24 protein-coding genes are annotated in these 26238 nt (G+C 62.0%); 10 read left to right on the top strand and 14 right to left on the bottom strand.

Going from position 1 to position 26238, the window contains the following annotated elements:
* Nucleotides 1-188: 188 nt before the first annotated feature.
* Nucleotides 189-1127, bottom strand: coding sequence for a LysR family transcriptional regulator (locus tag Q1W40_RS06375; RefSeq protein ID WP_300710073.1), 939 nt, complete (start codon nucleotides 1125-1127; stop codon nucleotides 189-191).
* A gap of 136 nt (nucleotides 1128-1263) precedes the next feature.
* Between Q1W40_RS06375 and Q1W40_RS06370 the strand changes: the two genes are divergently transcribed.
* The 3 genes from Q1W40_RS06370 to Q1W40_RS06360 all read left to right on the top strand — a co-directional run bounded on the left by Q1W40_RS06370 (nucleotide 1264) and on the right by Q1W40_RS06360 (nucleotide 5863).
* Complete coding sequence (locus Q1W40_RS06370) at nucleotides 1264-2775, top strand: CoA-acylating methylmalonate-semialdehyde dehydrogenase (protein ID WP_300710071.1); 1512 nt, start codon at nucleotides 1264-1266, stop codon at nucleotides 2773-2775.
* A 328-nt stretch (nucleotides 2776-3103) separates the two neighbouring features.
* Nucleotides 3104-4828, top strand: a complete 1725-nt coding sequence (locus tag Q1W40_RS06365) for a GMC family oxidoreductase N-terminal domain-containing protein (RefSeq protein ID WP_300710069.1) — start codon at nucleotides 3104-3106, stop codon at nucleotides 4826-4828.
* A 276-nt stretch (nucleotides 4829-5104) separates the two neighbouring features.
* Nucleotides 5105-5863 carry a TSUP family transporter gene (locus tag Q1W40_RS06360; RefSeq protein ID WP_300710067.1) on the top strand — a complete coding sequence of 253 codons (759 nt, stop codon included), beginning with the start codon at nucleotides 5105-5107 and terminating at the stop codon, nucleotides 5861-5863.
* Nucleotides 5864-5870: 7 nt separating this feature from the next.
* On the opposite strand, the gene Q1W40_RS06355 is transcribed toward Q1W40_RS06360, so the two are convergent.
* Nucleotides 5871-6794 (bottom strand): DMT family transporter, encoded by a 924-nt coding sequence (locus tag Q1W40_RS06355; RefSeq protein WP_300710065.1) that lies wholly within the window; start codon nucleotides 6792-6794, stop codon nucleotides 5871-5873.
* Between the two features lie 64 nt (nucleotides 6795-6858).
* Entirely contained in the window at nucleotides 6859-7956 is a 1098-nt protein-coding gene (gene alr, locus Q1W40_RS06350; RefSeq protein ID WP_300710063.1) for an alanine racemase, read from the bottom strand.
* Nucleotides 7957-8186: 230 nt separating this feature from the next.
* On the opposite strand from alr, the gene Q1W40_RS06345 reads away from it, so the two are divergent.
* The 7 genes from Q1W40_RS06345 to Q1W40_RS06315 all read left to right on the top strand — a co-directional run bounded on the left by Q1W40_RS06345 (nucleotide 8187) and on the right by Q1W40_RS06315 (nucleotide 16296).
* On the top strand, nucleotides 8187-8795 hold the full coding sequence (locus Q1W40_RS06345; RefSeq protein WP_300710061.1) for a DedA family protein: 609 nt from the start codon (nucleotides 8187-8189) through the stop codon (nucleotides 8793-8795).
* Between the two features lie 8 nt (nucleotides 8796-8803).
* Nucleotides 8804-9697, top strand: coding sequence for a DMT family transporter (locus tag Q1W40_RS06340; RefSeq protein ID WP_300710059.1), 894 nt, complete (start codon nucleotides 8804-8806; stop codon nucleotides 9695-9697).
* A gap of 13 nt (nucleotides 9698-9710) precedes the next feature.
* Nucleotides 9711-10193, top strand: a complete 483-nt coding sequence (locus Q1W40_RS06335) for a glutathione peroxidase (protein WP_108323357.1) — start codon at nucleotides 9711-9713, stop codon at nucleotides 10191-10193.
* A gap of 159 nt (nucleotides 10194-10352) precedes the next feature.
* Nucleotides 10353-11669, top strand: coding sequence for a TolC family protein (locus tag Q1W40_RS06330; protein WP_300710056.1), 1317 nt, complete (start codon nucleotides 10353-10355; stop codon nucleotides 11667-11669).
* 18 nt (nucleotides 11670-11687) lie between these two features.
* The gene (locus Q1W40_RS06325) at nucleotides 11688-12857 is read left to right on the top strand and encodes an efflux RND transporter periplasmic adaptor subunit (RefSeq protein WP_300710054.1); all 1170 of its coding nucleotides are present in this window, start codon (nucleotides 11688-11690) and stop codon (nucleotides 12855-12857) included.
* Nucleotides 12858-12860: 3 nt separating this feature from the next.
* The gene (locus Q1W40_RS06320) at nucleotides 12861-15950 is read left to right on the top strand and encodes a CusA/CzcA family heavy metal efflux RND transporter (protein WP_300710052.1); all 3090 of its coding nucleotides are present in this window, start codon (nucleotides 12861-12863) and stop codon (nucleotides 15948-15950) included.
* 10 nt (nucleotides 15951-15960) lie between these two features.
* Nucleotides 15961-16296, top strand: coding sequence for a P-II family nitrogen regulator (locus Q1W40_RS06315; protein WP_315169485.1), 336 nt, complete (start codon nucleotides 15961-15963; stop codon nucleotides 16294-16296).
* A 21-nt stretch (nucleotides 16297-16317) separates the two neighbouring features.
* On the opposite strand, the gene Q1W40_RS06310 is transcribed toward Q1W40_RS06315, so the two are convergent.
* From Q1W40_RS06310 to Q1W40_RS06260, 11 genes are all read right to left on the bottom strand, one after another.
* Entirely contained in the window at nucleotides 16318-17202 is an 885-nt protein-coding gene (locus tag Q1W40_RS06310; RefSeq protein WP_300710048.1) for a LysR family transcriptional regulator, read from the bottom strand.
* A 41-nt stretch (nucleotides 17203-17243) separates the two neighbouring features.
* On the bottom strand, nucleotides 17244-18443 hold the full coding sequence (locus tag Q1W40_RS06305) for a type II toxin-antitoxin system HipA family toxin (protein WP_300710046.1): 1200 nt from the start codon (nucleotides 18441-18443) through the stop codon (nucleotides 17244-17246).
* Complete coding sequence (locus tag Q1W40_RS06300; RefSeq protein ID WP_300710044.1) at nucleotides 18440-18784, bottom strand: XRE family transcriptional regulator; 345 nt, start codon at nucleotides 18782-18784, stop codon at nucleotides 18440-18442. Before Q1W40_RS06300 ends, Q1W40_RS06305 begins: the two co-directional genes overlap by 4 nt.
* A 45-nt stretch (nucleotides 18785-18829) precedes the next feature.
* Nucleotides 18830-20071 carry a glycolate oxidase subunit GlcF gene (gene glcF, locus Q1W40_RS06295; protein WP_300710042.1) on the bottom strand — a complete coding sequence of 414 codons (1242 nt, stop codon included), beginning with the start codon at nucleotides 20069-20071 and terminating at the stop codon, nucleotides 18830-18832.
* Nucleotides 20072-20082: 11 nt separating this feature from the next.
* A complete protein-coding gene (gene glcE, locus Q1W40_RS06290) occupies nucleotides 20083-21240 on the bottom strand; it encodes a glycolate oxidase subunit GlcE (protein ID WP_300710040.1) in 1158 nt (385 codons plus the stop codon).
* Nucleotides 21241-21386: 146 nt separating this feature from the next.
* Nucleotides 21387-21815, bottom strand: a complete 429-nt coding sequence (locus tag Q1W40_RS06285; protein WP_300710038.1) for a TA system VapC family ribonuclease toxin — start codon at nucleotides 21813-21815, stop codon at nucleotides 21387-21389.
* Complete coding sequence (locus Q1W40_RS06280) at nucleotides 21815-22075, bottom strand: hypothetical protein (RefSeq protein ID WP_300710036.1); 261 nt, start codon at nucleotides 22073-22075, stop codon at nucleotides 21815-21817. The genes Q1W40_RS06285 and Q1W40_RS06280 overlap by 1 nt, the downstream gene beginning before the upstream one ends.
* Before the next feature lie 68 nt (nucleotides 22076-22143).
* On the bottom strand, nucleotides 22144-23073 hold the full coding sequence (locus Q1W40_RS06275; protein WP_300710034.1) for an SMP-30/gluconolactonase/LRE family protein: 930 nt from the start codon (nucleotides 23071-23073) through the stop codon (nucleotides 22144-22146).
* 127 nt (nucleotides 23074-23200) lie between these two features.
* Entirely contained in the window at nucleotides 23201-24235 is a 1035-nt protein-coding gene (locus tag Q1W40_RS06270) for a DctP family TRAP transporter solute-binding subunit (protein WP_300710032.1), read from the bottom strand.
* Between the two features lie 38 nt (nucleotides 24236-24273).
* Entirely contained in the window at nucleotides 24274-25572 is a 1299-nt protein-coding gene (locus Q1W40_RS06265) for a TRAP transporter large permease (RefSeq protein WP_300710030.1), read from the bottom strand.
* Nucleotides 25569-26051, bottom strand: coding sequence for a TRAP transporter small permease (locus Q1W40_RS06260; protein WP_300710110.1), 483 nt, complete (start codon nucleotides 26049-26051; stop codon nucleotides 25569-25571). Before Q1W40_RS06260 ends, Q1W40_RS06265 begins: the two co-directional genes overlap by 4 nt.
* Nucleotides 26052-26238 lie beyond the last annotated feature (187 nt).

Genomic DNA, 26238 nt, shown 5'->3' with positions numbered 1-26238 from the left:
TTTGTCCAAAACAGGACGACATCGAAAAAAACGCCAATGTCATCTTGATTGGAGAAGGTGGAACGGCTTATCAGTGCAAACCCCTGTCCAACGGCCCAAAGGGCCTGAAAATGTCACGCCCGTGACCGCACCGGGGTCTGTCTTGCACGCTGGCGACTTCGAATCTCAGCTGCCAAACGGTGATGGCATCACACGGCAAACCCAGCCCGCAGACCTTTGCGCAAATGCTCGACCAATGCCGCCACCGCTCTGGGCACATGCGGCGCATACGGCCGGATGGCATAGATGCTTTCGGCAAAAGCGCCCACCAGCTTCCAGTCAGGCAAGACCGTCACCAACTTGCCTTGACGCAAAGCGGCTTGTGCGCTGAAGTCGGGCATCAAGGCGATGCCTGCGCTCGTGAGGGCCGCTTCGCGCAAGGCCTCGCTGTTGTTGGCCGCGAAGTTGCCGGACACCGGCACCGTGAGGCGTTCGCTGACGCCTTGGGTTTGGCGGGGCTCAAAAGTCCAAACCGGCGTGTCTTGTGAGCGCGGGTAATGCAGGCAGTTGTGGGCCTGCAAGTCGGCCGGGGTCTGCGGCTCGCCCCGGCGACGCAAATAAGCACGGGTCGCGACCAGCACCGATTGGGTGTCGCACAAGGTCCAGGCCACGTGGGTGTCGGGCAGATGGGCGGTGTGCCGTATGGCCAGGTCAAACCCCTCCGTGGCCAAGGCGCTCAGTCGGTCGGACATGTCCAACTCCAAGCGCACGTCAGGAAAGTCTTTGAGGAAATCGGCCAACAAGGGCACCAGTTGTTGACGGGCCAAGGCCACCGGTGCGGTCACACGAACCAGGCCACTGGGCTGGGCCGCCAAATCGCGCACCTGAGCAAAGCTCTGCTCGATCTGCTCAAACGAGGCGCGGGTGTCATCCACCAGCTTTTGCCCCGCCTCGGTCAGGCGCAGGCTGCGGGTAGTGCGCTGCACCAGGGTGACTTTGGCCGCCCGCTCCAGCTCGGCAATGCGCTGACTCATGGCGGCCTTGCTCACGCCCAAACGTGCGGCGGCGGCGGTGTAGCTGCCTTGCTGGGCCAGCACGCTCAGCCAGTGCAGGTGGGTCCAGAGGGTGTTGATTTTTTGCTCTTCCATGTGCGTATTGTTCACTATTTTGAACAATCAATTCAGGTTTATGGACTTGTGAGGGGTGCCTGGGGTGCCTACACTGCTCATAAATCCAAAAATCTTTGCGCGGTCTACCGCGCACCCATACCCACTGGAGACTTCCATGAGCATCACCCACATCGGTCATTACATCGGCGGCCAGGTCGCCGCAGGCGCTTCGGGCCGCAGCCAGCCCGTCACCAACCCCGCCACCGGCGCCGTGACCGGCAGCGTGGCGCTGGCCAACAGCGCCGAAGTGGCCAAAGCCGTGGCCGCTGCGCAAGCGGCGTTTCCCGCTTGGGCCGACACGCCGCCGCTGCGCCGCGCCCGCGTGATGTTCAAGTTCCTCGAACTGCTGAACACCCACAAGGACGAGCTGGCCCACATGATCACCGCCGAGCACGGCAAGGTCTTCACCGATGCGCAGGGCGAGGTCTCACGCGGTATCGACATCGTGGAATTCGCCACCGGCATCCCACAGCTGCTCAAGGGCGACTTCACCGACCAAGTCTCGACCGGCATCGACAACTGGACCCTGCGCCAGCCCCTGGGCGTGGTCGCGGGCATCACGCCCTTCAACTTCCCCGTCATGGTGCCCATGTGGATGTTCCCCGTCGCCATTGCAGCAGGCAACACCTTCATCTTGAAGCCCAGCCCGACCGACCCGACACCCTCGCTGTTCATGGCCGAGCTGCTCAAAAAAGCCGGTCTGCCCGACGGCGTGTTCAACGTGGTGCAAGGCGACAAGGAAGCCGTGGACGCGCTGCTGGAGCACCCCGACGTGAAGGCCATCAGCTTCGTTGGCTCCACCCCGATTGCCAACTACATCTACGAAACCGGCGCCCACCACGGCAAGCGCGTGCAGGCCCTGGGCGGTGCGAAAAACCACCTGGTCGTCATGCCCGATGCCGACATCGACCAGACCGTGGACGCGCTGATTGGCGCAGGCTACGGCTCGGCCGGTGAGCGTTGCATGGCCATCAGCGTGGCCGTGCTGGTGGGCGATGTGGCCGACAAGATCATCCCCAAGCTGATTGAGCGTACCAAGGCGCTGCAAGTGCTCAACGGTGAAAACCTGGCGGCCGAGATGGGACCCATCGTCACCGACGCGGCGCGTCAGCGCATCAAGGGCTACATCGACGCGGGCGTGGCCGAAGGTGCTCAGCTGCTGGTAGATGGCCGTTCGTTCGACGGCAAAGCCGCAGGCACAGGTTGCGACAACGGTTTCTGGCTCGGCGGCACGCTGTTTGACCACGTGACGACCGACATGAAGATTTACAAAGAAGAAATCTTCGGCCCGGTCTTGAGCTGCGTGCGTGTGCCCGACTTTGGCACCGCTGTGCAGATCATCAACGACCACGAGTTTGGCAACGGCGTGAGCTGCTTCACCCGCGACGGCAACGTGGCCCGCGAGTTCTCGCGCCGCATCCAGGTGGGCATGGTCGGCATCAACGTGCCGATCCCGGTGCCCATGGCCTGGCACGGCTTTGGCGGCTGGAAGCGTTCGCTGTTTGGCGACATGCACGCTTATGGCGAAGAGGGTGTGCGTTTCTACACCAAGCAAAAGTCCATCATGCAGCGCTGGCCCGAGAGCATTGGCAAGGGTGCGGAATTTGTGATGCCGACGGCCAAGTAATTTGCCGTTTTAACCAGCCCTCGTGTTTTCCGCGAGGGCGACTGGCCGAGGCCGCAGGGCCTCATCAGTCGCTTCGCGCCAGCAAATCGGCCCAACGGCCCCGGCCAGCCACCCTCGCTGCGCTGGCTGATGCCATTCGGCCTGATTCGGTCTCGCACGCTCACCCTGTAGGTCGGCGGCTTCAGCCCCGACACGCGGCATGAGCCGAAGCCAGCCATGTCAGGGCTGAAGCCCAGACCTACGGGATCCGTGTCTCTGTCGTGCGCATGAAGCCCCGACCCACAAGAAACCACAGGCACAATCGTTCCATCAGGAGACCGGGTAGAACATGAACGACAACACCTTTGACTACATCATCGTCGGCGGCGGCACGGCTGGCAGTTTGCTGGCCAACCGCTTGAGCGCAGACGCCAGCAAGCGTGTGCTGCTGCTGGAAGCAGGCAAAAAAGACGATTACCACTGGGTCCACATCCCCGTGGGTTATCTGTACTGCATTGGCAACCCGCGCACCGACTGGATGTACCAGACCGAGCCGGCCGAGGGCCTGAACGGCCGCAGCCTGCGCTACCCGCGTGGCAAGGTGTTGGGTGGATGCTCGAGCATCAACGGCATGATTTACGTGCGTGGCCAGTCGCGGGACTACGACCAGTGGGCGCAGATCACCGGCAACGACGAATGGCGCTGGGACCGGACCTTGCCCTACTTCAAGCTGCACGAAGACCACTACAAGGGCGAAAACGCATTCCACGGGGCCAAAGGCGCCAAGTCCGAATTGCTGGCCCCCACCGATTTACCCAAAGGCAGCTACCTGCACACCTTGCGCGGGCGCAACACCGGCGGCGAATGGCGCATCGAAAAGCAGCGCCTGCGCTGGGACGTGCTGGATGCATTTGCGCAAGCCGCGCAGCAAGCGGGCATCCCCGCCACCGACGACTTCAACCGGGGCGACAACGAGGGCGTGAGCTATTTCGAGGTCAACCAAAAAAACGGTTGGCGCTGGAACACGGCCAAGGCCTTTTTACGGCCCACCTGCTACGCCCGCCCCAACTTCGAGTTGTGGAACAAAGCCCAGGTCGCCAAACTGATCATCGAAACCCAAGCCGACGGCAGCCAGCGATGCACCGGCGCGCAGGTCTGGTCGGGCGTCGAGATGGTCGAAGTCAAAGCCACCCGCGAAGTGATTTTGAGCGCGGGCAGCATCGGCTCGGCGCAAATCCTGCAGCTCTCGGGCATTGGCCCTGCCGCCTTGCTCAAAGACAAAGCCGTGGAAGTCAAGCACGAGCTGCCCGGCGTGGGGGCCAACCTGCAAGACCACTTGCAGATCCGCTCGGTCTACAAGGTCAAGGGCACCAAAACGCTGAACACCATGGCGGGCAGCCTGTGGGGCAAGGCCATGATCGGGCTGGAATACGCGCTCAAGCGCACCGGACCGATGAGCATGGCCCCCAGCCAGCTGGGCGCGTTCACCAAAAGCGATCCGTCCCAGCCGCACGCCAACATCCAGTACCACGTCCAGCCCCTGAGCCTGGACGCCTTTGGCGAGCCACTGCACAGCTTCCCGGCCATCACGGCCAGCGTGTGCAACCTCAACCCCACCAGCCGGGGCTCGGTGCAGATCAAAACCAAGCGTTTTGAAGACGCCCCCGCCATTGCGCCCAACTACCTGGCCACCGACGCCGACCGCAAGGTCGCGGCCGACAGCTTGCGGGTGACGCGCCGCATCATGGCGCAAGACGCGATGAAGGCCTTTCAGCCCGAAGAGTTCAAGCCCGGCGTGCAGTACCAGAGCGATGAAGAACTGGCCAAGCTGGCAGGAGACATCGCCAGCACCATCTTCCACCCCGTGGGCACCACCCGCATGGGGCGCGATGACGACCCCATGGCGGTGGTCAACGCGCGCCTGCAGGTGCGCGGTGTGGCGGGCCTGCGCGTGGTCGATGCGGGCGTGATGCCCACCATCACCAGCGGCAACACCAACAGCCCGACGCTCATGATTGCCGAGAAGGCCGCGCACTGGATTGCCCAGGACGCCGAGCGCACGCCTTCAGCCTGAAGCCAAGCCAAAGGTCCGTTTTGCTCAGGGATTTCCCGCGAATCGGGAAATCCCTGAGGGTTTCGTCTCCCGCCAGCCCTTACATTTCAGTCACTCGATGCAAAGCAGTACCTTGCATCCCGAGGGCCGAGGAGACAACTCGAATCCCTAAGAACTCCAACATGAACCAACATCCGAACGAGATGTGACTTCTCAGGCGCCGCGCAAGCGGCGCTTTTTTTTCGCCCGTCGCTGGCCCGACAAGTCCTGCGCACACCCGATGCCACAATCGACCGCATGGAATTGCTGATTGTTTCGCTGGCCTCGCTGCTGGCCGGCCTGGTGGACTCGATCGTGGGCGGCGGTGGCCTGATCTTGCTGCCCGCCCTGTTTGCCGCCTTCCCCGGCGCGCCGCCGGCCACCTTGTTTGGCACCAACAAAAGCGCCTCGATCTGGGGCACCGCCTTTGCCACCGTGCAGTACAGCCGCAAAGTGGTCATGCCCTGGCGATCTTTGCTGCCTGCAGCAGGGGCTGGCTTGTTGGGCTCGCTGTGGGGTGCCTGGCTGGTCACGCAGGTGGACCCCAGCCTGTTTCGCAAAGCTTTGCCAGTCCTGCTGGTCTTGCTCTTGCTGTACACCCTGGTCAAAAAAGACCTGGGCCGCAGCCACGCGCCGCGCTTTGCCGGTTCGCAAGAGGCCTGGGTGGCGGCAGGCATCGGCCTGGTGATCGGGTTTTACGACGGCTTTTTTGGCCCCGGTACCGGCAGTTTTTTGGTGTTTGCCTGTGTGCGCTGGCTGGGTTATGACTTTTTACACGCCTCGGCCGCTGCGAAATTCATCAACCTGTTCACCAACATGGCGGCCCTGGTGCTGTTCACCATCAAAGGCCATGTCTGGTGGCACCTGGCGCTGGCCATGGCTGTGGCCAACGTGATCGGCAGCCTGATCGGCACCCGGCTGGCCCTCAAGCACGGGGCGGGCTTTGTGCGCCACGTCTTCATCTTCGTGGTGCTGGCCTTGATCTGCAAGACCGCTTACGACACTTGGCTGCGTTAAGGCCACTTCAGCGCAAGCGCCACTTGATCTGCCCGGCGTACTGCGCCAACGCCACGCCCGACAAGATCACGCCAGCCCCGGCGATCTTGATCCAGGTGTAGTGCTCGCCCGACCAGGCCCAGGCGAACAGGCCCGTCATGGGCGGCATCAAATACATCAGGGGCGCGGTGCGGGCCACGCCACGCACGATGTTGATCCATCCCCAGATCAGCCAACCCATGAAGGCCGACACCAGCACCGACCAAAACAGGCCCGCCCAGGCCCACGCATCGAGCGTGGCCCATGGGGCCTGCAGGCCCACCGGCATCGACAAAAGCAAAATCGGCAGGCTGCCGAGCAAGGTGGTGTAACCCATGGTCAGCACCGGCCCATGCCGCTGCATGAGCGGCTTGGCCGCCACGGTGTAATAAGAAAACAGGCTGGCGGCGATCAGCAAGACCAGATCACCGCCACCGGCCCGCCAGTGGCCGCCCAACAGCTTGTCGGACAAAAACATCAAGACGCCACCCAGCGCCAGCGCCACACCCAGAATCTGGGCCAGACTCAAGCGCTCAAGGCCCTTGTAACGCAGGATCAGCAAGGTGAAGACCGGACCACACGCGAGGATGACCGCGCTGGAAAACGCGGTGGACCAATGGATGCCGTAAGTGACCAAGCCCACGTGCAGGGTGTGACCCGCAAAGCCCAGCCAGGCCATGTGCAACAGGTCTTTACGAGGCAAAGCGGGCAGCCAGCGGCCCAGGCGCCAGCGCATCAACAAGAGCGCACACGAAGGCATGATGATGTACCGCGCCATCAAGAAACCGGTGGGCGAAATCAAGTCGAACAGGAACTTTTGCAGCGTGAAGTTGGCCCCCCAGATCACGATCAGGGCCAGCGCGGCCATCAAAGCGGTTTGATCATGGCGGTGCGTGGGCGATCGGTGGGGCATGGGCCATTGTCACCGTGGCCTGCCAGAAGGCTTGTCACGCTTGCAGCAAGGGCCAAGGGCCAGATCAGTCTTCGTTAACGACCGGCACGCGCTGGGACAGTGCGCACATCAGCTCGTAGCCCACCGTGCCTGCGGACTGGGCAACCTCGTCGATGCTCAGCACCGCACCATTGGCGGCGCGCCCCCACAAGGTCACGCGGCTGCCCATGCCGGCCTCGGGCAAATCGCTCAAGTCCACCGCCAGCATGTCCATGCTCACACGGCCCAAGGTGCGGCTGCGCACGCCATCCACCAGCACCGGCGTGCCGGTGGGGCAAATGCGCGGGTAGCCATCGGCATAACCGCAAGCCACCACGCCGATGCGCATCGGCCGATCGGCCACAAAGCTGGAGCCATAGCCCACGCTGTCGCCCACTTGCAACTGCTGCAGCGCGATGATGTTCGCGTGCAGGCTCATGGCGGGCTGCAAGCCCCAATCGGCGGCCGAATGCGCCGGGAAATCCGGCGAGCTGCCATACAGCGCAATGCCCGGACGGATCCAGTCGGCCTTGACGCTGGCCTCTTGGGCATGGCGCAATGTGGCAGCGCTGTTGCTCAGGCTGCGCTCGCCTGGCAGGTCGCGGGTGGCTTCTTCAAACCGGGCCACTTGCTCGGCAATGCCTTTGTCGCCATCGGCATCGCTGAAATGGGTGATCAGCGAAATCTCGTCCACCTGGGGCAAAGCGTTCAGTCGCGTCCAGGCCGAGCGGTAGCGCTGCGGCGCAAAGCCGAGGCGGTTCATGCCCGAGTTCATCTTGAGGAACACCCGGTGCGGCTCGTGCGTCTTGTGCAGCGCCAGCATGTCGATTTGTTCGTCGCAATGCACCGTGTGCCACAGGTGCAGACGCGAGCACAGCTCCAGATCGCGGGCCTCAAAGACCCCTTCGAGCAACAAAATCGGGCCGCGCCAGCCCAAAGCACGCACCCGCTCAGCCTCACTCAAATCCAGCAGGGCAAAGCCATCGGCACCGCGCAGACCTTCAAACACCCGCTCGATGCCGTGCCCATAAGCATTGGCCTTGACCACCGCCCAGACCTGGGCATCGGGTGCGGCTTGACGGGCAGCCTCGAGGTTGTGGCGCAGCGCAGCGGTATGGATGGTGGCCTGAATGGGACGGGGCATGCAACAGATCGCCTGAAATTTGTGAAAGTCCAAGTGTGCCAGCAATCTAACCCCATTCCGTCAGCACCACCAAGGCCTGAATGCACTCGGGAATACCCCTTGCGACCCTGCCCAAAAGGGGTCATGCAAATGAATTACACTGGCCCGCTGCCTGTGCAGACGGAGCATTCCGCTCCCCCGCCAAGGCGCTGGTTGAACTTTGATATTCGATGGAAGTTTTTCAATTTCTGATGCCCATCTTCACCGAGTACGGCTACTGGGCCGTGTTCGTGATGCTGTTGGTCTGTGGCTTCGGCATTCCTGTCCCTGAAGACGTGACGCTGGTGACCGGCGGTGTCATCGCCGGGCTGGGCCACGCCGATGTGCACACCATGTTTGCCGTGGGCATGGCCGGCGTGATGATCGGCGACGGGCTGATGTTCACACTCGGCCGTCTTTATGGCCAACGCATCTCGCAAATGCCCGGCTTTCGCAAAATCCTGACACCCGAGCGCTTCACCAGCGCGCAAGACGCCTTCCACAAATATGGCAAGTGGGTCATGTTCGTGGCCCGCTTTCTGCCCGGCTTGCGCACCCCCGTGTTCTTCTCGGCCGGCATGAGCCACCGCGTCACCTTCCCCACCTGGTTCCTGATGGACGGCTTTGCCGCCCTGATCAGCGTGCCGATCTGGGTGTACCTGGGCTACTTTGGCGCCCAAAACTGGGACTGGATGTTTGGCGTCCTGCGCCAATTCCAGCACGGCATTTTTGCTCTGCTGGCCTTGGGGCTGGGCTGGGTGGGCTGGCGCTGGTGGCGCAAGCACAAAGCTGCGGCAGCACAACCGAACGACACCCTCTGAGCCTCGCCATGGCTCGCCCCACCAACACAAGCCTGGCTGTGGCCGGGCTGCTGTTCAATGCCTTGGTCTGGGGCATTTGCTGGTGGCCATTCAAACACCTCGAAGCGATGGGTCTGCACCCGCTGTGGGCCACCGCGCTGGTTTACGGTTTTGTCACCCTTGCCATCGGTTTGCACCTCTGGCGCAGCGGCCGCCTGCTGAGCTGGCGTGCGCACCCCGGTCTGTGGTGGCTGCTGCTGGCTTCCGGCCTGACCAATGTGGGTTTCAACTGGGCCGTGACCGTGGGCGATGTGGTGCGCGTGGTGCTGCTGTTTTACCTGATGCCCGCCTGGTCGGTGCTGGTGGCCTGGCTGATGCTGGGCGACAAACCGCGCCCCATGGCGCTGCTGCGGCTGCTCATGGCGCTGGCCGGTCTGGTCATCGTGCTCAAGACCCCCGAAACCCCCTGGCCCGTACCCGAGAGCCTGGCCGATGTGCTGGCCTTGCTCAGCGGCTTCACCTTTGCGGTGACCAACGCGCTGCTGCTCAAGCTCAAGGACAGTCCCAGCGCCTCGCGCACCCTGGCCATGTTTGGGGGTGGCGCGGTCATGGCCACGGCCGCAGCCTTGGTCGGACTGGCCACAGGCGTGGTCAGCACGGGGGCCTACCCCGACTGGGCCTGGCTGCCTTTTGTCGCCCTGCTGTGCGTGTCTTTTCTGTTGGGTAACCTGGCGCTGCAATACGGTGCGGCGCGGCTGGCTGCCCACACCACGGCCCTGGTCATGTTGTCCGAGGTGCTGTTTGCCAGCGTGTCTTCCGTCATACTGGGTGCCTCCCAATGGGACAGCCGCACCTTATGGGGCGGCGCCTTGATTCTGCTGGCAGCGCTGCTGTCGGTGGTCGGCCCTTCGCAACACGACTGAATTGGAGCACCCCATGAGCCTGTACGACTTTGAAGCCCTCGGCATCGACGGCCAAACCGTGGCCTTGAACCAATACAAAGGCCAAGTCATGTTGATCGTGAACACCGCCAGCGCCTGCGGCTTCACGCCCCAATTCACCGGCCTGGAAAAACTGCACCAGCAATACGGCGCACAAGGCCTGGCCGTGATCGGTTTTCCGTGCAACCAGTTCGCCAGCCAGGACCCGGGCGACGACGCCCAGATCGCCAACTTCTGCCAGAAGAACTACGGCGTGAGCTTCCAAATGATGAGCAAGGTCAAAGTCAACGGCGACAGCGCTCACCCGCTCTACCAATGGCTCACCGCCGAAGCCCCCGGCATTTTGGGCAGCAAGGCCATCAAGTGGAACTTCACCAAGTTCCTGGTGGGCAAAGACGGCCGCGTGATCAAGCGCTACGCGCCGCAAGATGCCCCCGCAAAGATCGCTCAAGACATTGAGGCGGCACTGGCCGCTTGATGCGGGCCAGCGACTCGCCGGCCCTCGGCAGGCATTCACCGACATGGTGAACTGAAAACATTCAGTTTTTTACGAACTGATGGTCATCAATAATCTGCTTTTTCAAAAGCCTCTCAGGCTTTAGGATTCGATCTGTTTTTTGAACCACGGAACAAACCCATGCGCCTATCCACATCTGCCAACGGGCAAGCCAAACGCCCAAGCTGGCATTGGGCTTGGCCCCTCACGCTCTTGATGCACAGCGCGCTGGCACAAACCACACCGCCTGCAGCGATCAACCCCATCAACCCGGCCACCGCCCCCGAACTGGCCCAGGCACAGATCATCGCCACCGTCCTCGAGCACAACCCCCAGTTGCGCGCAGCACAAAGCGCGCTCGACGCCGCCAAATCGGGCATCCAAACCGCCAGGGCACTGCCCAACCCACGTTTTGACTGGACACAAGGCCACAATACGGCACGCATCCCGGGCGTGACATCGGGCGCATTGCGAAGCTGGACCCTCAGTCAACCCATCGAAAATCCCTACGGCCGCCAAGCGCGGATTGACTTCGCCAACGCGTCGGAGCTTGAAAGCAAACACGTGATTGGCCAAACCCGCAACGGGCTGGTGAGCCAGGTGCGCTTGTTCATATACCAAGGCCTGCTGCACCAGGCCCAGGCGACCGCGGCAGCCGACGATGTGCAGCTGCTGGAGCAGGTGCGCGAACGTGTGCGCATCAGGGTAGAGAGCGGAGAAGCCGCACGCTACGAGATCATCAAGGCCGATGCCGAAATCATCACCGCCCGTGAACGCCTTCAAACAGCGCGCCTGATGGTGGAACAAAGCAAGATCCAGCTGAACCAATTGGCTGCCGGCCAGCTGCCTGCGCAATGGCGACTGCAAGGCGATCTGAAAGACAGCCAAGAGTTGCTGGACATGGCGCAACTGCAGCAATTGATGCTCAAGCACAACACCGAGTTGAGTTTGCTGCAAACCGATGTGAACAAAGCGCAAGCGCAACTGCGCAGCGCCGAATCCAGCCGCTGGCCAGGCGTGGAGTTGCGCTATAGCCAAAGCCGTGATCCGGAGTTTCGTCAAGGCCAATGGGGCGTGGGCGTTCAGCTTCCTTTGCTGGACAGGCGCTCAGGGCCCATCGCACAAGCCAGTGCCGAACTGGAGCGCGCCCAAATACGCCTGGAAGGGCGCAAGGCCGAGCTGTCCCAACAAGTGTTGTTGACCTGGAAGTCCCTGGAGATGGCGCGTCTGCGCATCGAGGCCTTGAGCCAGGGCTCCGTGCGCGAGGCCGAAGCGGCCTTGCGCGTGGCACAAGCCGCTTACCGCTTTGGTGAGCGGGGCATTCTGGATGTGTTGGACGCGCAACGCGTGTTGCGCAGCGTCCGCGCTGACCTGATCCAGGCACGCTACCAGTTGCAAGAAGCGCGCGTCATGCTGGACCAGTTGATCGGCCAGAACATCGAACACACACCTTCTTGAATTTTGCAGGACCTCGTCATGACACCCCAATCCTTCACCCTCCAACGCACCGTCTTGTCCATGCTCTTGGGCACCAGCGTCTTGTTGTTGGCCGCCTGCGGCGACAAAGCTTCAGCGCCCACACCAGCCGCCACCGCCGAAGCCGATCCTTTGAGTGTGGTGATCAAACCTGAGATGGCCAACCAGTTCAAAGTGAGCAAACTGGAAACACAGCAAATCATCCCGTGGCTTGAGATTTCAGGCCGCATCGAGGCCAATGACCGCTTGGTCACCCGCATTGGTGCAGCTGTCACAGGGCGCGTGACTGAAGTTCTGGCGGAAGTCGGTGACCGGGTTCAACGCGGTCAAGCATTGGCGCGTCTGGCCAGCAGCGAACTGACCACCGCGCAAATGGGCTTTCTCAAAGCGCACTCTGCCGCATCGCAAGCCGAACGGGCAGTCGACAGGGCGCGTCAGCTCATCCAGGCCGATGTGATCGGCTCGGCGGAATTGCAACGCCGAGAATCCGAGCTGGCCGTCGCCCGTGCGGAGTTGCGTGCCGCAGGCGACCAGTTGCGTTTGATGGGCTTGCCCTCCGAAGCCATTGATCGCCTCAAAGACCAAGGCACACTGCACCCCGTGGCGGCCGTCAGCGCCACACTGGCCGGTGTGGTGATCGAGCGCAAAGTCAGCAACGGGCAAGTGGCTCAACCGGGTGACCATTTGTTCACCGTGGCCGATCTGGACACGGTGTGGGTGGTGGGCGCACTGCCCGAACAAACCGCACGCTCCGTGCAAGCGGGCCAAACCGTGATGATCGAAGTGCCGGCACTGGGCAACCGCTCACTGTCGGGCAAGATCGTCTATGTGGGCGACACCGTCTCGCCCGAGACCCGCAGCGTGACCATCCGCACGCAAGTGGACAACCCCAAGCGCGACCTGAAGCCCCAGATGCTGGCCACCATGCGTGTGCGCGGCGGAGCGCAACAGACGCTGGCCTTGCCTGCGCAAGCCGTGGTGCGCGAAAACGACCGCGACCACGTCTTTGTGCGCACCGCTGAGCAACGCTTTCGCCTCACACCCGTCGAATTGGCCCCTGCACAAGACGACATGCGCCCCGTACTCAAAGGTCTGACCGAAGGCACGGAAGTGGTCACCGAAGGTGCTTTTCACATGAACAACGAGCGCAAACGCGCTGAGTTGGAGTAACGCATGATCATCTCCATGATCCGTGGGGCGCTGAGCCAGCGCCTGATTGTTGTGGTCCTCGCACTGGTGCTTTGCGCCTTTGGTCTGCGTGAAGCCACGCGCCTGTCGGTCGATGCCTTTCCGGATGTGACCAACGTCCAGGTTCAGGTGGCCACAGAAGCCCCCGGTCGGTCACCCGAAGAGATCGAACGCTTTGTGACCGTGCCGCTGGAAATCGCCATGACCGGCTTGCCTGGCTTGGTGGAAATGCGCTCGCTCAACAAGAGCGGCCTGTCCATCATCACCTTGGTGTTCACCGACAAGACCGATGTTTACTTCGCCAGACAACTGGTCACCGAACGCCTGATCGAAGTCACGCCCCGCATGCCTGCGGGCATTGCCCCGGTGTTGGGGCCTGTCTCGACTGGCCTGGGCGAGGTGTACCAATACACCTTGGAGCGGCCCGATGACGGCCAACGCGCCCTCACGCCGCAAGAATTGACCGAACGGCGAACCATCCAAGATTGGGTCGTTCGCCCTCTGCTGCGCTCCATTCCAGGCGTGGCCGAGATCAACTCCCAAGGGGGTTATGTCAAACAATACCAAGCGCTGGTCGACCCTGGACGTCTGCGGCACTACAACCTCTCGGTGCAGCAAGTGGTGCAGGCCATTGCCGCCAACAACTCCAACGCCAGCGGCGGCATCCTGCCCCAGGTCAATGAGCAATACCTGATCCGTGGCGTGGGCCTGATCCAGTCCATCGATGACATTGGCAACATCGTGATCAAAGAACAAGCGGGCGTGCCCGTGTTTGTGCGCGATGTGGCGCAATTGCAAATCGGCAGCGAAGTGCGCCAGGGTGCCATCATCAAAGGCGGCTACACCGAAGGCGTTTCCGGCATCGTGCTGATGATGCGCGGGGGCAACGCCAAAGAAGTCGTGTCGCGTGTCAAAAAACGTGTCGATCAAATCAACCGCCAGCAGATGCTGCCCGGTGGCCTGCAGATCGTGCCTTACTACGATCGCACCGAACTGGTGGACTCTGCACTGTGGACCGTGGGCAAGGTGCTGATCGAAGGCATCTTCCTGGTCGTCGTTGTGCTGTTTGTCTTCTTGGGTGATGTGCGCTCAAGTTTGATCGTGGTGGCCACCCTGATCATCACGCCACTGACCACCTTCATCCTGATGAACCGCTACGGCATCTCGGCCAACCTGATGTCACTGGGGGGCCTGGCCATTGCCATTGGCCTGATGGTGGACGCCACCGTGGTGGTGGTCGAAAACGTCTACCACCGACTGGGACACGCAGGCCAAAGCGTGGGCGAGCGGGTGCGCACGGTGTTGGCTGCCACCACCGAAGTGGCCACCCCCACCATCTTTGGCATTGCCATCATCATTTTGGTGTTCCTGCCGTTGATGACCTTGCAAGGCATTGAAGGCAAGATGTTCGCGCCCCTGGCGCTGACCATCGCCATGTCTTTGGCGGTGTCCTTGCTGGTCTCGCTGTTCTTGTCGCCCGTGCTGTGCTCCTATTTCCTCAAAGGTGGCTCGGGCGAAGACACGCGATTGATCGCTTACCTGAAAGTCCGCTACCTGCGCCTGCTCGACGCAGCCACAGCGCAAAACCGGCTCACGCTCGGCGTCGCGGTGGCCCTGCTGGTGGGCTCCTTGGCGCTGTTCCCCTTGCTGGGCAAATCCTTCATGCCCACCATGAAAGAAGGCGCCCTGACCCCGCAGATCAACCGCGTGCCCAGCATCTCGCTGGACGAATCCATCCGCATGGAAATGGCGGCCATGAAAACCATCGCCGAAGTGCCCGGCGTGCGCATGGTGGTGTCCAAACTGGGCCGTGGCGAATCACCCGCAGACCCTGCAGGCCCCAACGAGTCCGATCCGATTGTCTTGCTCGATCCGAAATCCGACCGAACCCAAGATGAAATCGACGAAGACATCCGCCAGCGCCTGTCCAGCATCCCGGGCGTGCAGATCGTGCTCTCACAGCCCATCTCGGAACGGGTCGATGAAATGGTCACCGGTGTGCGTTCGCAAGTGGCCATCAAGATCTTTGGCGACGAGCTGGCTGAGCTGAAAAACGTTTCGGAAAAAGTGGCCCGCATCCTCAAGAGCGTGCAAGGCAGCCGCGACATTCGCATCGAGCGTCTGTCCGGCCAACAAGCCCTCACGGTGGACATTGACCGCAAAGCCATTGCCCGCCATGGCCTGAACGTGGCCGATGTGCAAAGCATCATCGAGACCGCCATCGGTGGCAAAGACGTGACCACCCTCTACGAAGGCGAGCGCCGCTACAGCGTGGTGGTACGTTTCCCTGCTCAGGTACGCCAATCGGCCGAGGCCATTGGCAACACCTTGCTGCCCACACCGGGCGGTGCGCAAGTGCCGCTGTCGAGTCTGGCCAGCATTCAGCTAGTCGATGGCCCCGCACAAATCAGCCGGGAAAGTGGCAAACGCCGTGTGGTGGTGGGTGCCAACGTGGAGGGTCGTGACCTGGCCGGCTTTGTGACCGAAGTGCAGCAACGCATCGACCAGGAACTGAAGCTGCCCGAGGGCTATTACTTTGTGTATGGCGGTCAGTTTGAAAACATGGAACGCGCCATGGCCACACTGGCCATCATCGTGCCACTGACCATCGTGGCCATTTTCTTCCTGCTGTTCATCCTGTTCCGCTCGGTCAAGCTGGCGGGCCTGATCATTCTGGTCTTGCCCTTCTCCTCCATCGGCGGTCTGGTCGGTTTGTTTGTCTCGGGCGAATACGTGAGCGTGCCGGCCTCTGTGGGCTTCATCGCCTTGTGGGGCATCGCCGTGCTCAATGGCGTGGTGTTGGTCACCTGCATCCGCCGCCTGCGTGAGGACGGCATGGATGTGGCCACCGCCGTCCGTGAAGGCTGCGTACAGCGTTTCCGCCCTGTCATGATGACCGCCACCGTGGCCTTGCTGGGCCTGGTGCCCTTCCTGTTTGCCACGGGGCCGGGTTCAGAAGTTCAGCGCCCCTTGGCCATCGTGGTCATTGGTGGCCTGATCTCCTCCACCCTGCTCACGCTCGTGGTGCTGCCCACCCTTTACCGCTGGTTTGACGACAACCCCAGTGAAGCCTGATCAACAAGGATTGCACATGAAAGAAATTCGCGCCATCGTCCGCCCCAACCGTCTGCAACGCCTGCGTGATGCCCTGCGGGCCATCCCCAACTTCCCGGGTGTGACCATCTTCAAGGCCGAAGGTTTCACTGCCCCGGCCTCTGTGAACAAGCGCTCGGTCAAAGACGAGCTGACCGACTTCACCGACAAGCTGATGGTCTGCGTGCTCGTGAATGATGAGATGGTCGAGCCCATCCGCCGCGCCATCATCGAAGCCTGTCACACCGGTCAGATCGGCGATGGCTTGGTTTGGGTGATCGACATCGCCAGCATCCACCGCATCCGCGACCAGCAAAGCCTGAGCTGATGCCGCACAGCGGTGCAGGCCTCAAGCCTGCGCGGCCTGCAACACGCTTTGAACCAAGGGGTGATGGCTGCTGCGACGGGTGTAAAGCGCGTAGATGTCCTCTTTGACCTCGGACTGGCCCAGCAGCTTGAGGCCCTTCATCAAAGACAGATCGTCGCGCCCAATCAGGCTGGCCGGAAAAACCCCCAAGCCCCCCGCGCCAAACACCGACATCAAGGCGCTGTCTTCAAACTCGCCCACCACACGGGGTTGAATTTGCAGCTCATCGAACCAACGGTCCAACGATGCACGCAGAGGTGAGTGCACGGTGGGCAACAAAACCGGCAAGCGGCTCAGGCTCTGGGGAAACTGCTCCACTTCGGCCTTGTGCACCCATGGGCTGGGACCAAACCAGCCCACATCGGAAGAAGAAATCAAACGGCTCGACAAACGCAGATTGCTGTTGTGCGCCGCGGGCTGCCCGGCCAAGACCAAGTCCAGGTGGTGCAAGGCCAGCTCAGCCATCAGCTGCTCGATTTCGCCCTCATGGCAAACCAACTTCAGTTGAGACTCTTGCAGCGCCGGGCCCAACAATTTGTGGGCGGCCAGTTTGGAAATGCCGTCCGACAAACCCACCGACAAGCGGATCGCGGGCACAGTGGCCGCCTGCATCACCTCTTGCGGAATGCGCTGCCCGATCTGGAAAATTTCTTCGGCGCGGGCATAGGCCACCTCGCCCGCCTCGGTCAGCGTGACGCCACGGCCCTGTGGTTTGAGCAGCTGATGCCCAAAAGACTTTTCCAGCTCGCGCACCTGCGCACTGATGGTCTGGATCGCCATGTCCAGGCGCTCGGCAGCACGGGCAAAACCGCCCTCTTTGGCCACCACCCAGAAGTAATACAGATGTCGGTAATTGAATGCTGCCACGGTGTCTCCTGTGCGGTCATTGTGCAGCAAGGGTCATGCATTCAGCGCTTGTGTCTACCCACATACTGCGCCAACAGATCAATGTCTGCATCACGCACCTTCAGACCCTTGAACACCGATTTCCATTGCGCGACTTGCCCGGAAATTTCGGACGCCATCTGCCGTGCCACGGCATCCGTCAATCCAAATGCACGCGCTTCTGACAAGGCATTGGCCAGGCTGGATTCGTGGCCCATGGCGCCCACACGCATTTGTTGGTAGCCCAAACCTTGCGCTGCAGGCAACACATCGAAGGCGGGCGACAAGGCATAAAAACCATCGTCACCACGCACCAGTGCGTGGTTTTTTTCGTGGTCGTCGGTGTTGTCGATCAGGATGTTGAAGACCATGCGCCTGAACAGCTCTTGCTGCTGTGCGCGGACTTGATCCGGGTGGCCCAGGCGACGGATCAGCTGCGCCAATTCGGGGTAGCCCATGGCTTCACCTGCGGCGCGAAGAGCGACATGGGCCGACACGACGTGCAGACGTCTTTCTCCCTCTCGGTCAAATCGCTTGATGGCCACCGCATGGCCTTGCGGCAAAGGCAGGGCCAAGGTCTCGGCCGTGTGGATGCCACAAAGACGTGCCAACTGCATGCTGGCGTGCTCGATCAAAGGCGAATCCAGTTCACCGCCCTCGGAAAATTTGACCACCCACGACGCGCCATCGATTTGCATCAAGGACTTGGGCCGCGCCCCACCCATGGAAACGCCAGGTTGCAGCAAACGGCGCTGCTGCTCATTGACCGCATCACCGGCCATGACACGCTGGACCGCTTGGTGCATGTCGGTCAGACCATCAAACGTGGGCATGGCCGCCACAGGCGCGGGCTCATACTTTTCAGCGTGCAATGAAACGCCCAAAGCCCCAAAGCGGTCATCGCCAGCAAAGTACAAATATTCCAGCAAGGACAAGCGTGCAGGCCGCTCGATCAAGCGAATGACGCGTTCGCCCCATTGGTCGGGGCGGGCATCGTCCACAGCTCCGGCAGCCGTGTCCCGCTCGTCAGGGATGTACAAGCCTCTCTGCAAAGGCAAGTCTTCGCTCAAAGCAAAGCCTTGCGGGGATGCCATCCATTCGGGCTCATAACTCAGGGCCACTTTGCGGCGCTGGTCTTGCAAACTCAATGTGCCAATGCGCTGGGGCGGTGCCGCATCACCCAGCCACCACAAGCTCATGCTGTCCTGGGGCTCATAGCTCATGCGAGTTCCTCCGGCTTGCGCGACATGCGACGACCGCGCTGGCGCACAGCCTCGATGTCTTGCTCCAATGCGTTCAGATCTTGCGCAGGCGCAGCCACTTCAGGCAGGGCCGCGTGACGGCCCATGAGCCACAGCGCCGTGGCATACACCCCCATGCCCACCGAAGGGTCGCCCTTTTCCATGCGGATGAGCGTGGGCACCGACACCGCCATGCGACTGGCCCAAGCACGCAGGCTTTCCTTGCGGCGCTGACGCGCCAGCGCGAGGTTTTCACCCAAGTCGCGCAGCGCTTTGGCTGCGGATGCGGGCAGTTGGTCGGCGGCCAGAGAAGGTTTTGGCATAACACAAACTTTAACAGAAGTTAATTTTTGTGCTGCCTTGCTTTCTTATGACGCCCTCAAGGCCCCATCCACCAACTCCACCCAATGCCGCACCGGCAGGCCGCTACCGCTTTGCAGGTGGGTGATGCAGCCGATGTTGGCGCTCAGCACGCCTTGGGGTTCCAGCGCGTTGAGGTGGCCCAGTTTGCGGTCGCGCAGTTGTTTGGACAGCGTGGGGTTGAGCACGCTGTAGGTGCCGGCTGAACCACAGCACAGGTGCGATTCATTGGCCGTGACCTTGATCTGGAAGCCCAAATCGCCCAGATGCTTTTCCACACCGCCTTTTAGTTGCTGGCCGTGCTGCAGCGTGCAGGGCGGGTGGTAGGCCTGCAGGCCTGCGGCTTGCAGTGCTTCGGGCTTGAGCTTGTCCTTGAGCAGCGGCACCAGCTCGGGCAGCAGCTCGCTCAGGTCTTTGGTCAAGGCGCCGATGCGGGCGGCTTTGTCGGCGTACTGCGGGTCGTCTTTGAGCACATGGCCGTAGTCCTTGACCATGACGCCGCAGCCCGAGGCGTTCATCACAATGGCTTCGACTTCGCCACGCTCGACCAAGGGCCACCAGGCGTCGATGTTGGCGCGCATGTGGTCTTTGCCGCCGTCGTGGTCATTCAGGTGGAACTTGACCGCGCCGCAGCAACCAGCTTTATCAGCCGTCACCGTCTGGATGCCTGCGGCGTCCAGCACGCGGGCGGTGGCGGTGTTGATGTTGGGGCTCATGCTCGGTTGCACACAACCGGCCAGCATCAGCACCTTGCGCTCGTGCTGGCGGGTGGGCCAGGTGCCAGCGTCTTGTGGCGCGGGCACTTTGGCTTTGAGGCTGTCGGGCAGCAGGCCGCGCACCATTTGGCCCATCTTCATGGCAGGCGCAAACAGGGGCGAAGGCAGGCCTTCTTTGAGCGCCCAGCGCACCAGCTTTTCGCCCACGCTGCGTTCGACTTTGGCGTCCACCAGCTTGCGGCCGATGTCGACCAAGTGGCCATATTGCACGCCGCTCGGGCAAGTGCTTTCGCAGTTGCGGCAGGTCAGGCACCGGTCCAGGTGCATCTGGGTTTTGCGGGTGGGCGTTTGGCCCTCCAGCACCTGCTTCATCAGGTAGATGCGGCCACGCGGGCCGTCCAGCTCGTCGCCCAGCAGCTGGTAGGTGGGGCAAGTGGCGGTGCAAAAGCCGCAGTGCACGCACTTGCGCAAAATGGCTTCGGCCTCCAGGCCTTCGGGGGTGTTTTGGTATTCGGGGGCGAGGTGGGTTTGCATGGCGATTCGCCTCAGAGGGGGTGCAAGCGATCGGTGGCGAACACGCCTTTCGGATCGAACTGCTTTTGCAACTGCTGTTGAATGCGAGCTTGCACGGCATCCAGCGGGGTGTTCACCCCGGCGACCTTGTCCACTTCGGCGTGGGCGACGCTGGCGCGGAACAGGGTGGCGTGGCCACCGACCGATTGCGCCAGTTCACGCAAAGCCACCGCCGCCGAGGCGGGTGCCCACAGCCAGCGCTGTGCACCTTGCCATTCGATGTACTGGGCATAAGGCAAATCCAGCAAAGGCGCCGTTTGCGGCACCGACAGGCGCCACAGGCAGGCATCGGGGCTGGGTGGGTCAAAAAACGGCAGGGTCTGCTCACCACTGGCGCGCCAGTCCTGCGCGGCTTCGGCGTTGTCCATGGCCTGCACCTGCGCACCCAGGGCGACGGCATCGGCACTCATTTTGGCCATGGCCGACTGCACGGCCGCCACCGCACCCCGCAGACGCACAAACAAATAGTCGGCCACGGGCTGGGCCGTGGGGTCGCGCACCCAGGCGCTGGCATTCAGGGGCAGGGGCTGGCCACCCCAGCGGTGCAGCAAATCCAGCGCTGGGCCTTGCGCCAGACCCGCCATCATCAAGGTGGCCTCGGCCGGGGCCACGGGCAAGACCTTCAGGCTGACCTCGGTGATCAGGCCCAGCGTGCCCCAGCTGCCGGCCATCAGGCGGCTCACGTCGTAACCGGCCACGTTCTTCATGACCTGACCGCCAAAGGTCAGGTGCTCGCCCAGTCCGTTGATGAAGCGGGCACCCAGGACATAGTCGCGCACAGCGCCAGCGGTGGCGCGGGCCGGGCCGCTCAGACCTGCGGCCACCATGCCGCCTACGGTTGCCCCATTGGCCGAACCTTGTCCAAAGTGCGGCGGCTCAAACGCCAGGCACTGGCCTTTTTCGGCCAAAGCGGCTTCCAGCTCGGCCAGCGGCGTGCCGCAGCGCACCGTGACCACCAGTTCGCTGGGCTCGTAACTGACGATGCCCCGATAGCCCCGGGTATCCAGCACATCGCCCGCGAGGCTTTGGCCCCAAAAGTCTTTGCTGCCGCCACCGCGCAAGCGCAGCACGCGGCCATCCGCACCCGCCTGGCGCACGGCGTCGATGAGGGAATTGAGTTGAGCTTCCATGGGCAAAGATGGTAACCCCCACCCCCTGGTGGCAGCGTGAAGTTTTTTAACGGGGGGGTTGTGGGAAATTGCGGGCACGTCCTGCATGACTTGTTCGCCAGGCCGCACTTCAAGATGTCTGGCACCCACGCAACATCTTCAATCCATCAAAGCACAACAAGATGCTGTGATGAAGCCCCATGGACCGCTGACAAAGGAATGCGCTGATCGAATGTCACAAGCCGCCCCTGATGGCCTACGGCCAAGGCCAACAGGTACAGATCCGTCAATTGGCGAGGGCTGTGAATGTGGGCATGTTGAAAACGCGTGACATCCAGCAAGCTGGGGCCATCCCCCCAAAACTCGTGCGCACCTGATTGTGTGGACTTTTGCAGCATGCGCACCAGGATCGGCAACGGTTGCGGGTTGCTGTAACCCGACTGCGCCATGATCCGCAAACAACCATTCTGAGTCAGCGCGCAACTGGCCCATCCTTGCTCAATGTGGGCGATCAGCCACTGCGTCGCAATGGCATGGTGAGCGTGATTGGCGTCGTGCAAAGCAATCAGAACGTTGACATCCAGCAACGCACGCATCAGATGCCTTCGGCTTCGCGCAAGCGATCAATTTCTTCATTGGTCACCAGAACGCCTCGGGCTGGTAGCGGCTCAATACCGTAGAGGGCCAATTTTTCTGAAGCCTGCTGAACTGAAGATGCCGCCGGCAGTATTTCTGGTGTTTGAAACGCTTTTCTCACCAGGTCGCTGACGACCTGGCCCAGAGATTTTTTCTCTCTTCGGGCGATTTCTTTGGCTGTAAAAAGCACATCGTCCGCAATATCCAGCGTGGTTCTCATGGCCTGCTCCTTGGTGTTTGATGCTATCGCATCACGCATCAAACATCAAGAGCCCGTCTATGGCGCGTTCAGGCTCGGTAAGCGTTCACCGACAAACCCGCCACGTCCACCCGCATCGCCAACACGCAGCCCGCCAGAGGGAACTGCGCCAGCTCTTGCGCGCTGCGGCCTTGGCGCGATGTGGTGATGAACAGGGTCTTGAGGTCGGGCCCGCCAAAGCAGGGCATGGTGGGGCATGGCACGGGGGTTTTGACTTCGGCCAGCACTTGGCCGTTGGGCGACAGGCGCAGCAGGCGCTGGCCTTCGTATTGGGCGCTCCAGTAACAGCCTTCGCTGTCCACGGCGGCACCATCGGGGCGGCCGCCATAAGCCGCAGCATCGCCCCAGGCCCAGCCCGCGGGCTTGGGCGTCATTTGGTGGAACACGCGCCCGGCGCTCAGTTGGCCGGTGGCCGCATCAAAGTCAAACGCCCGCACCTGGTGGGCGGCGGTGTCGGCCCAATAGGCGGTGCGGCCGTCGGGTGACCAAGCCAGGCCGTTGGCGGTGGTGACGCCATCCATCATGGCGTGCAGGCCCTGGCCGTCCAGCATGTACAAAACGCCCAGCGCCTGGTCTTTGAGTTCGTACAAACTGCCCGCCCAAAAGCGGCCTTGCGCATCGCACTTGCCGTCGTTGAAGCGCAGCTTGGCAGTGTCATAAGGCGCTACAGCGAGTTGTTGCAAGGAGCCGCCCCAGTTTTCTCCCAGGTAAATGCCGTCGCGCAGGGCGATGACCAGGCCGCCGCCTTGCACAGGTGCGATGCAGCCGGGCTCTTCGCTCATGGGCCAGTATTCCACCTCGCCTTGCGGCTGCATCTGCCCTGCAATGGCCAAGCGCGCCAGCCTGCGGCCAGGAATGTCCACCCAGTACAGGCGGTTTTCTTGCGGATGCCAAAACGGCGATTCGCTCAAGCCGTCGGGGACGGTGGTGATGGCGGACCAGGAGGGTGCTGTGTTCATGCGGGCATTGTGCCCCTGCGGCTCGGGTTTTCTGGGGCACGAGGGCATTTGGTACCCCAAATGAAACAGCCCGCAGGGCGCAAGCGCTGCGGGCTGTGGCGTGGCGACCGGGCAAGCCCGGCTCGGATCACTTCTTGCGTGCAGCGATCGCGTCTTCGGCTTCTTTCACCAAAGCCACACCCACGGTGTTTTTCCACTTGTCGTACACAGGACGCGTCACCTTCACAAAGGCCTCGCGCTCGGCGGGCGTGAGGTGCGTGACCGTCACGCCCATGGCGGCGATGTCCTTGAAGGCAGGCTTGTCGGCTTCGGTCAAGCCTTTGCGGGCGATGGCGATTTCTTGTTTGCCTGCATCGATGGCAGCTTGGCGCACGATGGCTTGGTCAGCCGGTGTCCACGAGGCCCAGATGTCCTTGTTGACCACGAAAATCAGCGGGTCGGCCACATAGCCCCACGAGGTCACGAATTTCTGACCGACGTTTTGCATCTTGAGCACGTTGAACAGGAACAGCGGGTTCTCTTGACCGTCCACCGCACCACTGGACAGTGCGGGCTGTGCATCGGCCCAGCTCATTTGCGTGGGGTTGGCCCCCATGGCGCTGAACATGTCCGAGTAAATGGGCGAGCCCACCACGCGGATTTTCATGCCCTTGAGGTCGGCAGGCGACTTGATGGCACGCTTGGAGTTGGTCACTTCGCGGTAACCGTTCTCACCCCAGGCCAATGGCACCACGCCGGATTTGTCCAGTGTCTGGAAGATCTTTTTACCCACCGAGCCTTGGGTCAGCGCGTCGATGGCGGCGTAGTCGGGCATCAGGAAAGGCAGCGAAAACAGGTTGAGTTCCTTGACCTGGGGCGACCAGTTGATGGTCGAGCCCACGGCCATGTCGATCACACCTTGGCGCAAGGCGCTGAATTCGCGGGTCTGGTCGCCCTGGATGAGCGACACACCGGGGTACAGCTTGATGTTGATGCGGCCCTGGGTGCGTTCCTTGACCAGATCGGACCAGATTTTGGCAGCCTGGCCCCAGGGTGTGGGCGGTGCCAGCACGATGGACAGGCGGTATTCGGCTTTGTAGTCGGCCGCCGCAGCAGGGGCCGAGAATGCGCCAAAGGCGGTGGCAGCAGCCAGCAGGCTGAGCAGGTGACGGCGAAGTTTCATGAAAAGTCTCCTTGTTTTGAAAAAGTACAGCAGCGATCTTAATAGCCCATCTGACGCGGCAACCACAGGGCCAGCTCGGGCCAGGCGATCACGGCCAGCATGACCAGGAACATCGAAAACAGCATCCACCCAACCCAGCGCACGGTCTCTTCCATGCGCACACCAGCGATGCGGCAAGACACCATCAGGTTCACGGCCAACGGCGGCGTGAACTGGCCCAGAGCCACCTTGAGCGTGAGGATCACGCCAAACCAAACCGGGTCCCATTTGTAAAACTGCACGATGGGCCACAAGAGCGGCACAAAGATCAGGAAGATGGACACGCCGTCGAGGAACATACCGACGGTGATGAGCATGAGGATGAGCAAAGCCAGAACGCCATATTCACCCAAGCCCGAGTTGACGATGGCGTTGGTCACCGGATCGATCACGCCCAGCGTGGACAGTGAGAAGGCAAAGATGCCCGCCAGCGAGACCACCAACAAGATGACCGCAGAGAGCTCGCCTGATTCGCGCAAGATGATGAACAAGTCGCGCGGCTTGATGGTGCGGTAAATCACCATGCCGACAAACAGACCATAGAACACCGCAACGACTGCCGCCTCGGTGGGCGTGAACCAGCCTGCACGCATGCCACCCAAAATCAGGATCGGTGCGGCCAGGCCCCAGGTGGCTTCCACAAAACTTTTCCACAATTCGGGCCGCGGCAGGCTCGCCTCGTGCGCGCCCATCTTGTGTTTGCGGGCCATCCACACGGTGGGCACGATCAACGCCAGACCTGCCAGCACGCCGGGAATCATACCGGCTGCAAACAAGGCGGGCACCGAGGCACCGGGCACCAGCACCGAATACACGATGAAGGCCACCGAAGGCGGAATCAGAATGTCAGTGGCGGCCGCCGCGCCGACCACACTGGCCGAGAACGCCGCCGGATAACCGGCACGCGACATGGCCGCGATCATGACCGCGCCCACTGCTGCCGCGTTGGCCGGGCCAGAACCAGAGATGCCCCCCAAGAACATGGCCACCACAATCGCCACCAAAGGCAGCATGCCGGGGCCACGGCCGACGATGGCGACAGCAAAATTGACCAAGCGCAGCGCCACGCCCGAACGGTCAAAAATGGAGCCCACCAGCACAAACATGGGAATGGCCAGCAGTGGGTATTTGCCCAAACCGGCATAGAAGTTTTGCGGCACCGCCAAAAGGCCGAACCACTGCGCATCGGTGTTGGCCAAGGCAATGCAAGCCGCACCGGCCAGGCCCAAGGCGGCACCGATGGGCACACCCATGAGCATCATGACCACGAAGGCTACAAACAGGAGCGTTGGGATCATGGCTGGCGCCCCCGACGGATGAACAAGCCCAGCGCACGACCGGCAATGGCGACCGACATGACGGGCAACCAGATGGTGTACCACCACTGTGGGACACCGATGCCGGGCGAAGTTTCGCCAAACCGGTAATCGTCCCAGACCACGCGGGCGCTGAGCACAGCAATCAGCGCAAACAACGCGAACACCATCAAGGCCCCAAACCGGGCGAGCGCACGTTGGCGTTTTTCAGAGCCGCTGTCGGCAAAGTATTCGATGCGAATTTGGCGATTGCGCGCCACCGAAGCCGAGCCGGCCACCAGCGCCAGCACGATCATGAGAAAGACCGAGAACTCTTCAGTCCAGGCAAAAGACTGGTCGGTGAAATAGCGGACCAGCACGTTGGCAAAGGTGATCAGGGACAGCAGGCCCATGACGATCACGGTCAACCAATCTTCAATTTTGAGCGGAACGACGGTTTGCTCATCCGGCTCCTCGGGCATGACAGCCGCCGAAGCAGCGTTGTCGTTGGGGGAGGTGTGTGACATGAGTGAAATGCAAAATATGACAGAGGACTTTACCACCCTCATCAGCGCCCTTCGGGCCCGCCGATGTCGACAGCCACCCGCCCCAAGCGCTCATGAAAAAAGCCCGCAGGGCGCAAGCGCTGCGGGCTTTGGTGCGGTGACG

This window comes from Limnohabitans sp., from assembly GCF_030158565.1.
In the GTDB taxonomy this organism is placed as follows: domain Bacteria; phylum Pseudomonadota; class Gammaproteobacteria; order Burkholderiales; family Burkholderiaceae_C; genus Limnohabitans_A.
This window is presented reverse-complemented; position numbering and strand designations above follow the sequence as displayed.

What these genes read in the sequence shown, in the direction of transcription:
- Q1W40_RS06375 (WP_300710073.1), bottom strand. Translation starts at nt 1,127, where the DNA reads ATGGAAGAGCAAAAAATCAACACCCTCTGGACCCACCTGCACTGGCTG.
- Q1W40_RS06370 (WP_300710071.1), top strand. Translation starts at nt 1,264, where the DNA reads ATGAGCATCACCCACATCGGTCATTACATCGGCGGCCAGGTCGCCGCA.
- Q1W40_RS06365 (WP_300710069.1), top strand. Translation starts at nt 3,104, where the DNA reads ATGAACGACAACACCTTTGACTACATCATCGTCGGCGGCGGCACGGCT.
- Q1W40_RS06360 (WP_300710067.1), top strand. Translation starts at nt 5,105, where the DNA reads ATGGAATTGCTGATTGTTTCGCTGGCCTCGCTGCTGGCCGGCCTGGTG.
- Q1W40_RS06355 (WP_300710065.1), bottom strand. Translation starts at nt 6,794, where the DNA reads ATGCCCCACCGATCGCCCACGCACCGCCATGATCAAACCGCTTTGATG.
- alr (WP_300710063.1), bottom strand. Translation starts at nt 7,956, where the DNA reads ATGCCCCGTCCCATTCAGGCCACCATCCATACCGCTGCGCTGCGCCAC.
- Q1W40_RS06345 (WP_300710061.1), top strand. Translation starts at nt 8,187, where the DNA reads ATGCCCATCTTCACCGAGTACGGCTACTGGGCCGTGTTCGTGATGCTG.
- Q1W40_RS06340 (WP_300710059.1), top strand. Translation starts at nt 8,804, where the DNA reads ATGGCTCGCCCCACCAACACAAGCCTGGCTGTGGCCGGGCTGCTGTTC.
- Q1W40_RS06335 (WP_108323357.1), top strand. Translation starts at nt 9,711, where the DNA reads ATGAGCCTGTACGACTTTGAAGCCCTCGGCATCGACGGCCAAACCGTG.
- Q1W40_RS06330 (WP_300710056.1), top strand. Translation starts at nt 10,353, where the DNA reads ATGCGCCTATCCACATCTGCCAACGGGCAAGCCAAACGCCCAAGCTGG.
- Q1W40_RS06325 (WP_300710054.1), top strand. Translation starts at nt 11,688, where the DNA reads ATGACACCCCAATCCTTCACCCTCCAACGCACCGTCTTGTCCATGCTC.
- Q1W40_RS06320 (WP_300710052.1), top strand. Translation starts at nt 12,861, where the DNA reads ATGATCATCTCCATGATCCGTGGGGCGCTGAGCCAGCGCCTGATTGTT.
- Q1W40_RS06305 (WP_300710046.1), bottom strand. Translation starts at nt 18,443, where the DNA reads ATGAGCTATGAGCCCCAGGACAGCATGAGCTTGTGGTGGCTGGGTGAT.
- Q1W40_RS06300 (WP_300710044.1), bottom strand. Translation starts at nt 18,784, where the DNA reads ATGCCAAAACCTTCTCTGGCCGCCGACCAACTGCCCGCATCCGCAGCC.
- glcF (WP_300710042.1), bottom strand. Translation starts at nt 20,071, where the DNA reads ATGCAAACCCACCTCGCCCCCGAATACCAAAACACCCCCGAAGGCCTG.
- glcE (WP_300710040.1), bottom strand. Translation starts at nt 21,240, where the DNA reads ATGGAAGCTCAACTCAATTCCCTCATCGACGCCGTGCGCCAGGCGGGT.
- Q1W40_RS06285 (WP_300710038.1), bottom strand. Translation starts at nt 21,815, where the DNA reads ATGCGTGCGTTGCTGGATGTCAACGTTCTGATTGCTTTGCACGACGCC.
- Q1W40_RS06280 (WP_300710036.1), bottom strand. Translation starts at nt 22,075, where the DNA reads ATGAGAACCACGCTGGATATTGCGGACGATGTGCTTTTTACAGCCAAA.
- Q1W40_RS06275 (WP_300710034.1), bottom strand. Translation starts at nt 23,073, where the DNA reads ATGAACACAGCACCCTCCTGGTCCGCCATCACCACCGTCCCCGACGGC.
- Q1W40_RS06270 (WP_300710032.1), bottom strand. Translation starts at nt 24,235, where the DNA reads ATGAAACTTCGCCGTCACCTGCTCAGCCTGCTGGCTGCTGCCACCGCC.
- Q1W40_RS06265 (WP_300710030.1), bottom strand. Translation starts at nt 25,572, where the DNA reads ATGATCCCAACGCTCCTGTTTGTAGCCTTCGTGGTCATGATGCTCATG.
- Q1W40_RS06260 (WP_300710110.1), bottom strand. Translation starts at nt 26,051, where the DNA reads ATGCCCGAGGAGCCGGATGAGCAAACCGTCGTTCCGCTCAAAATTGAA.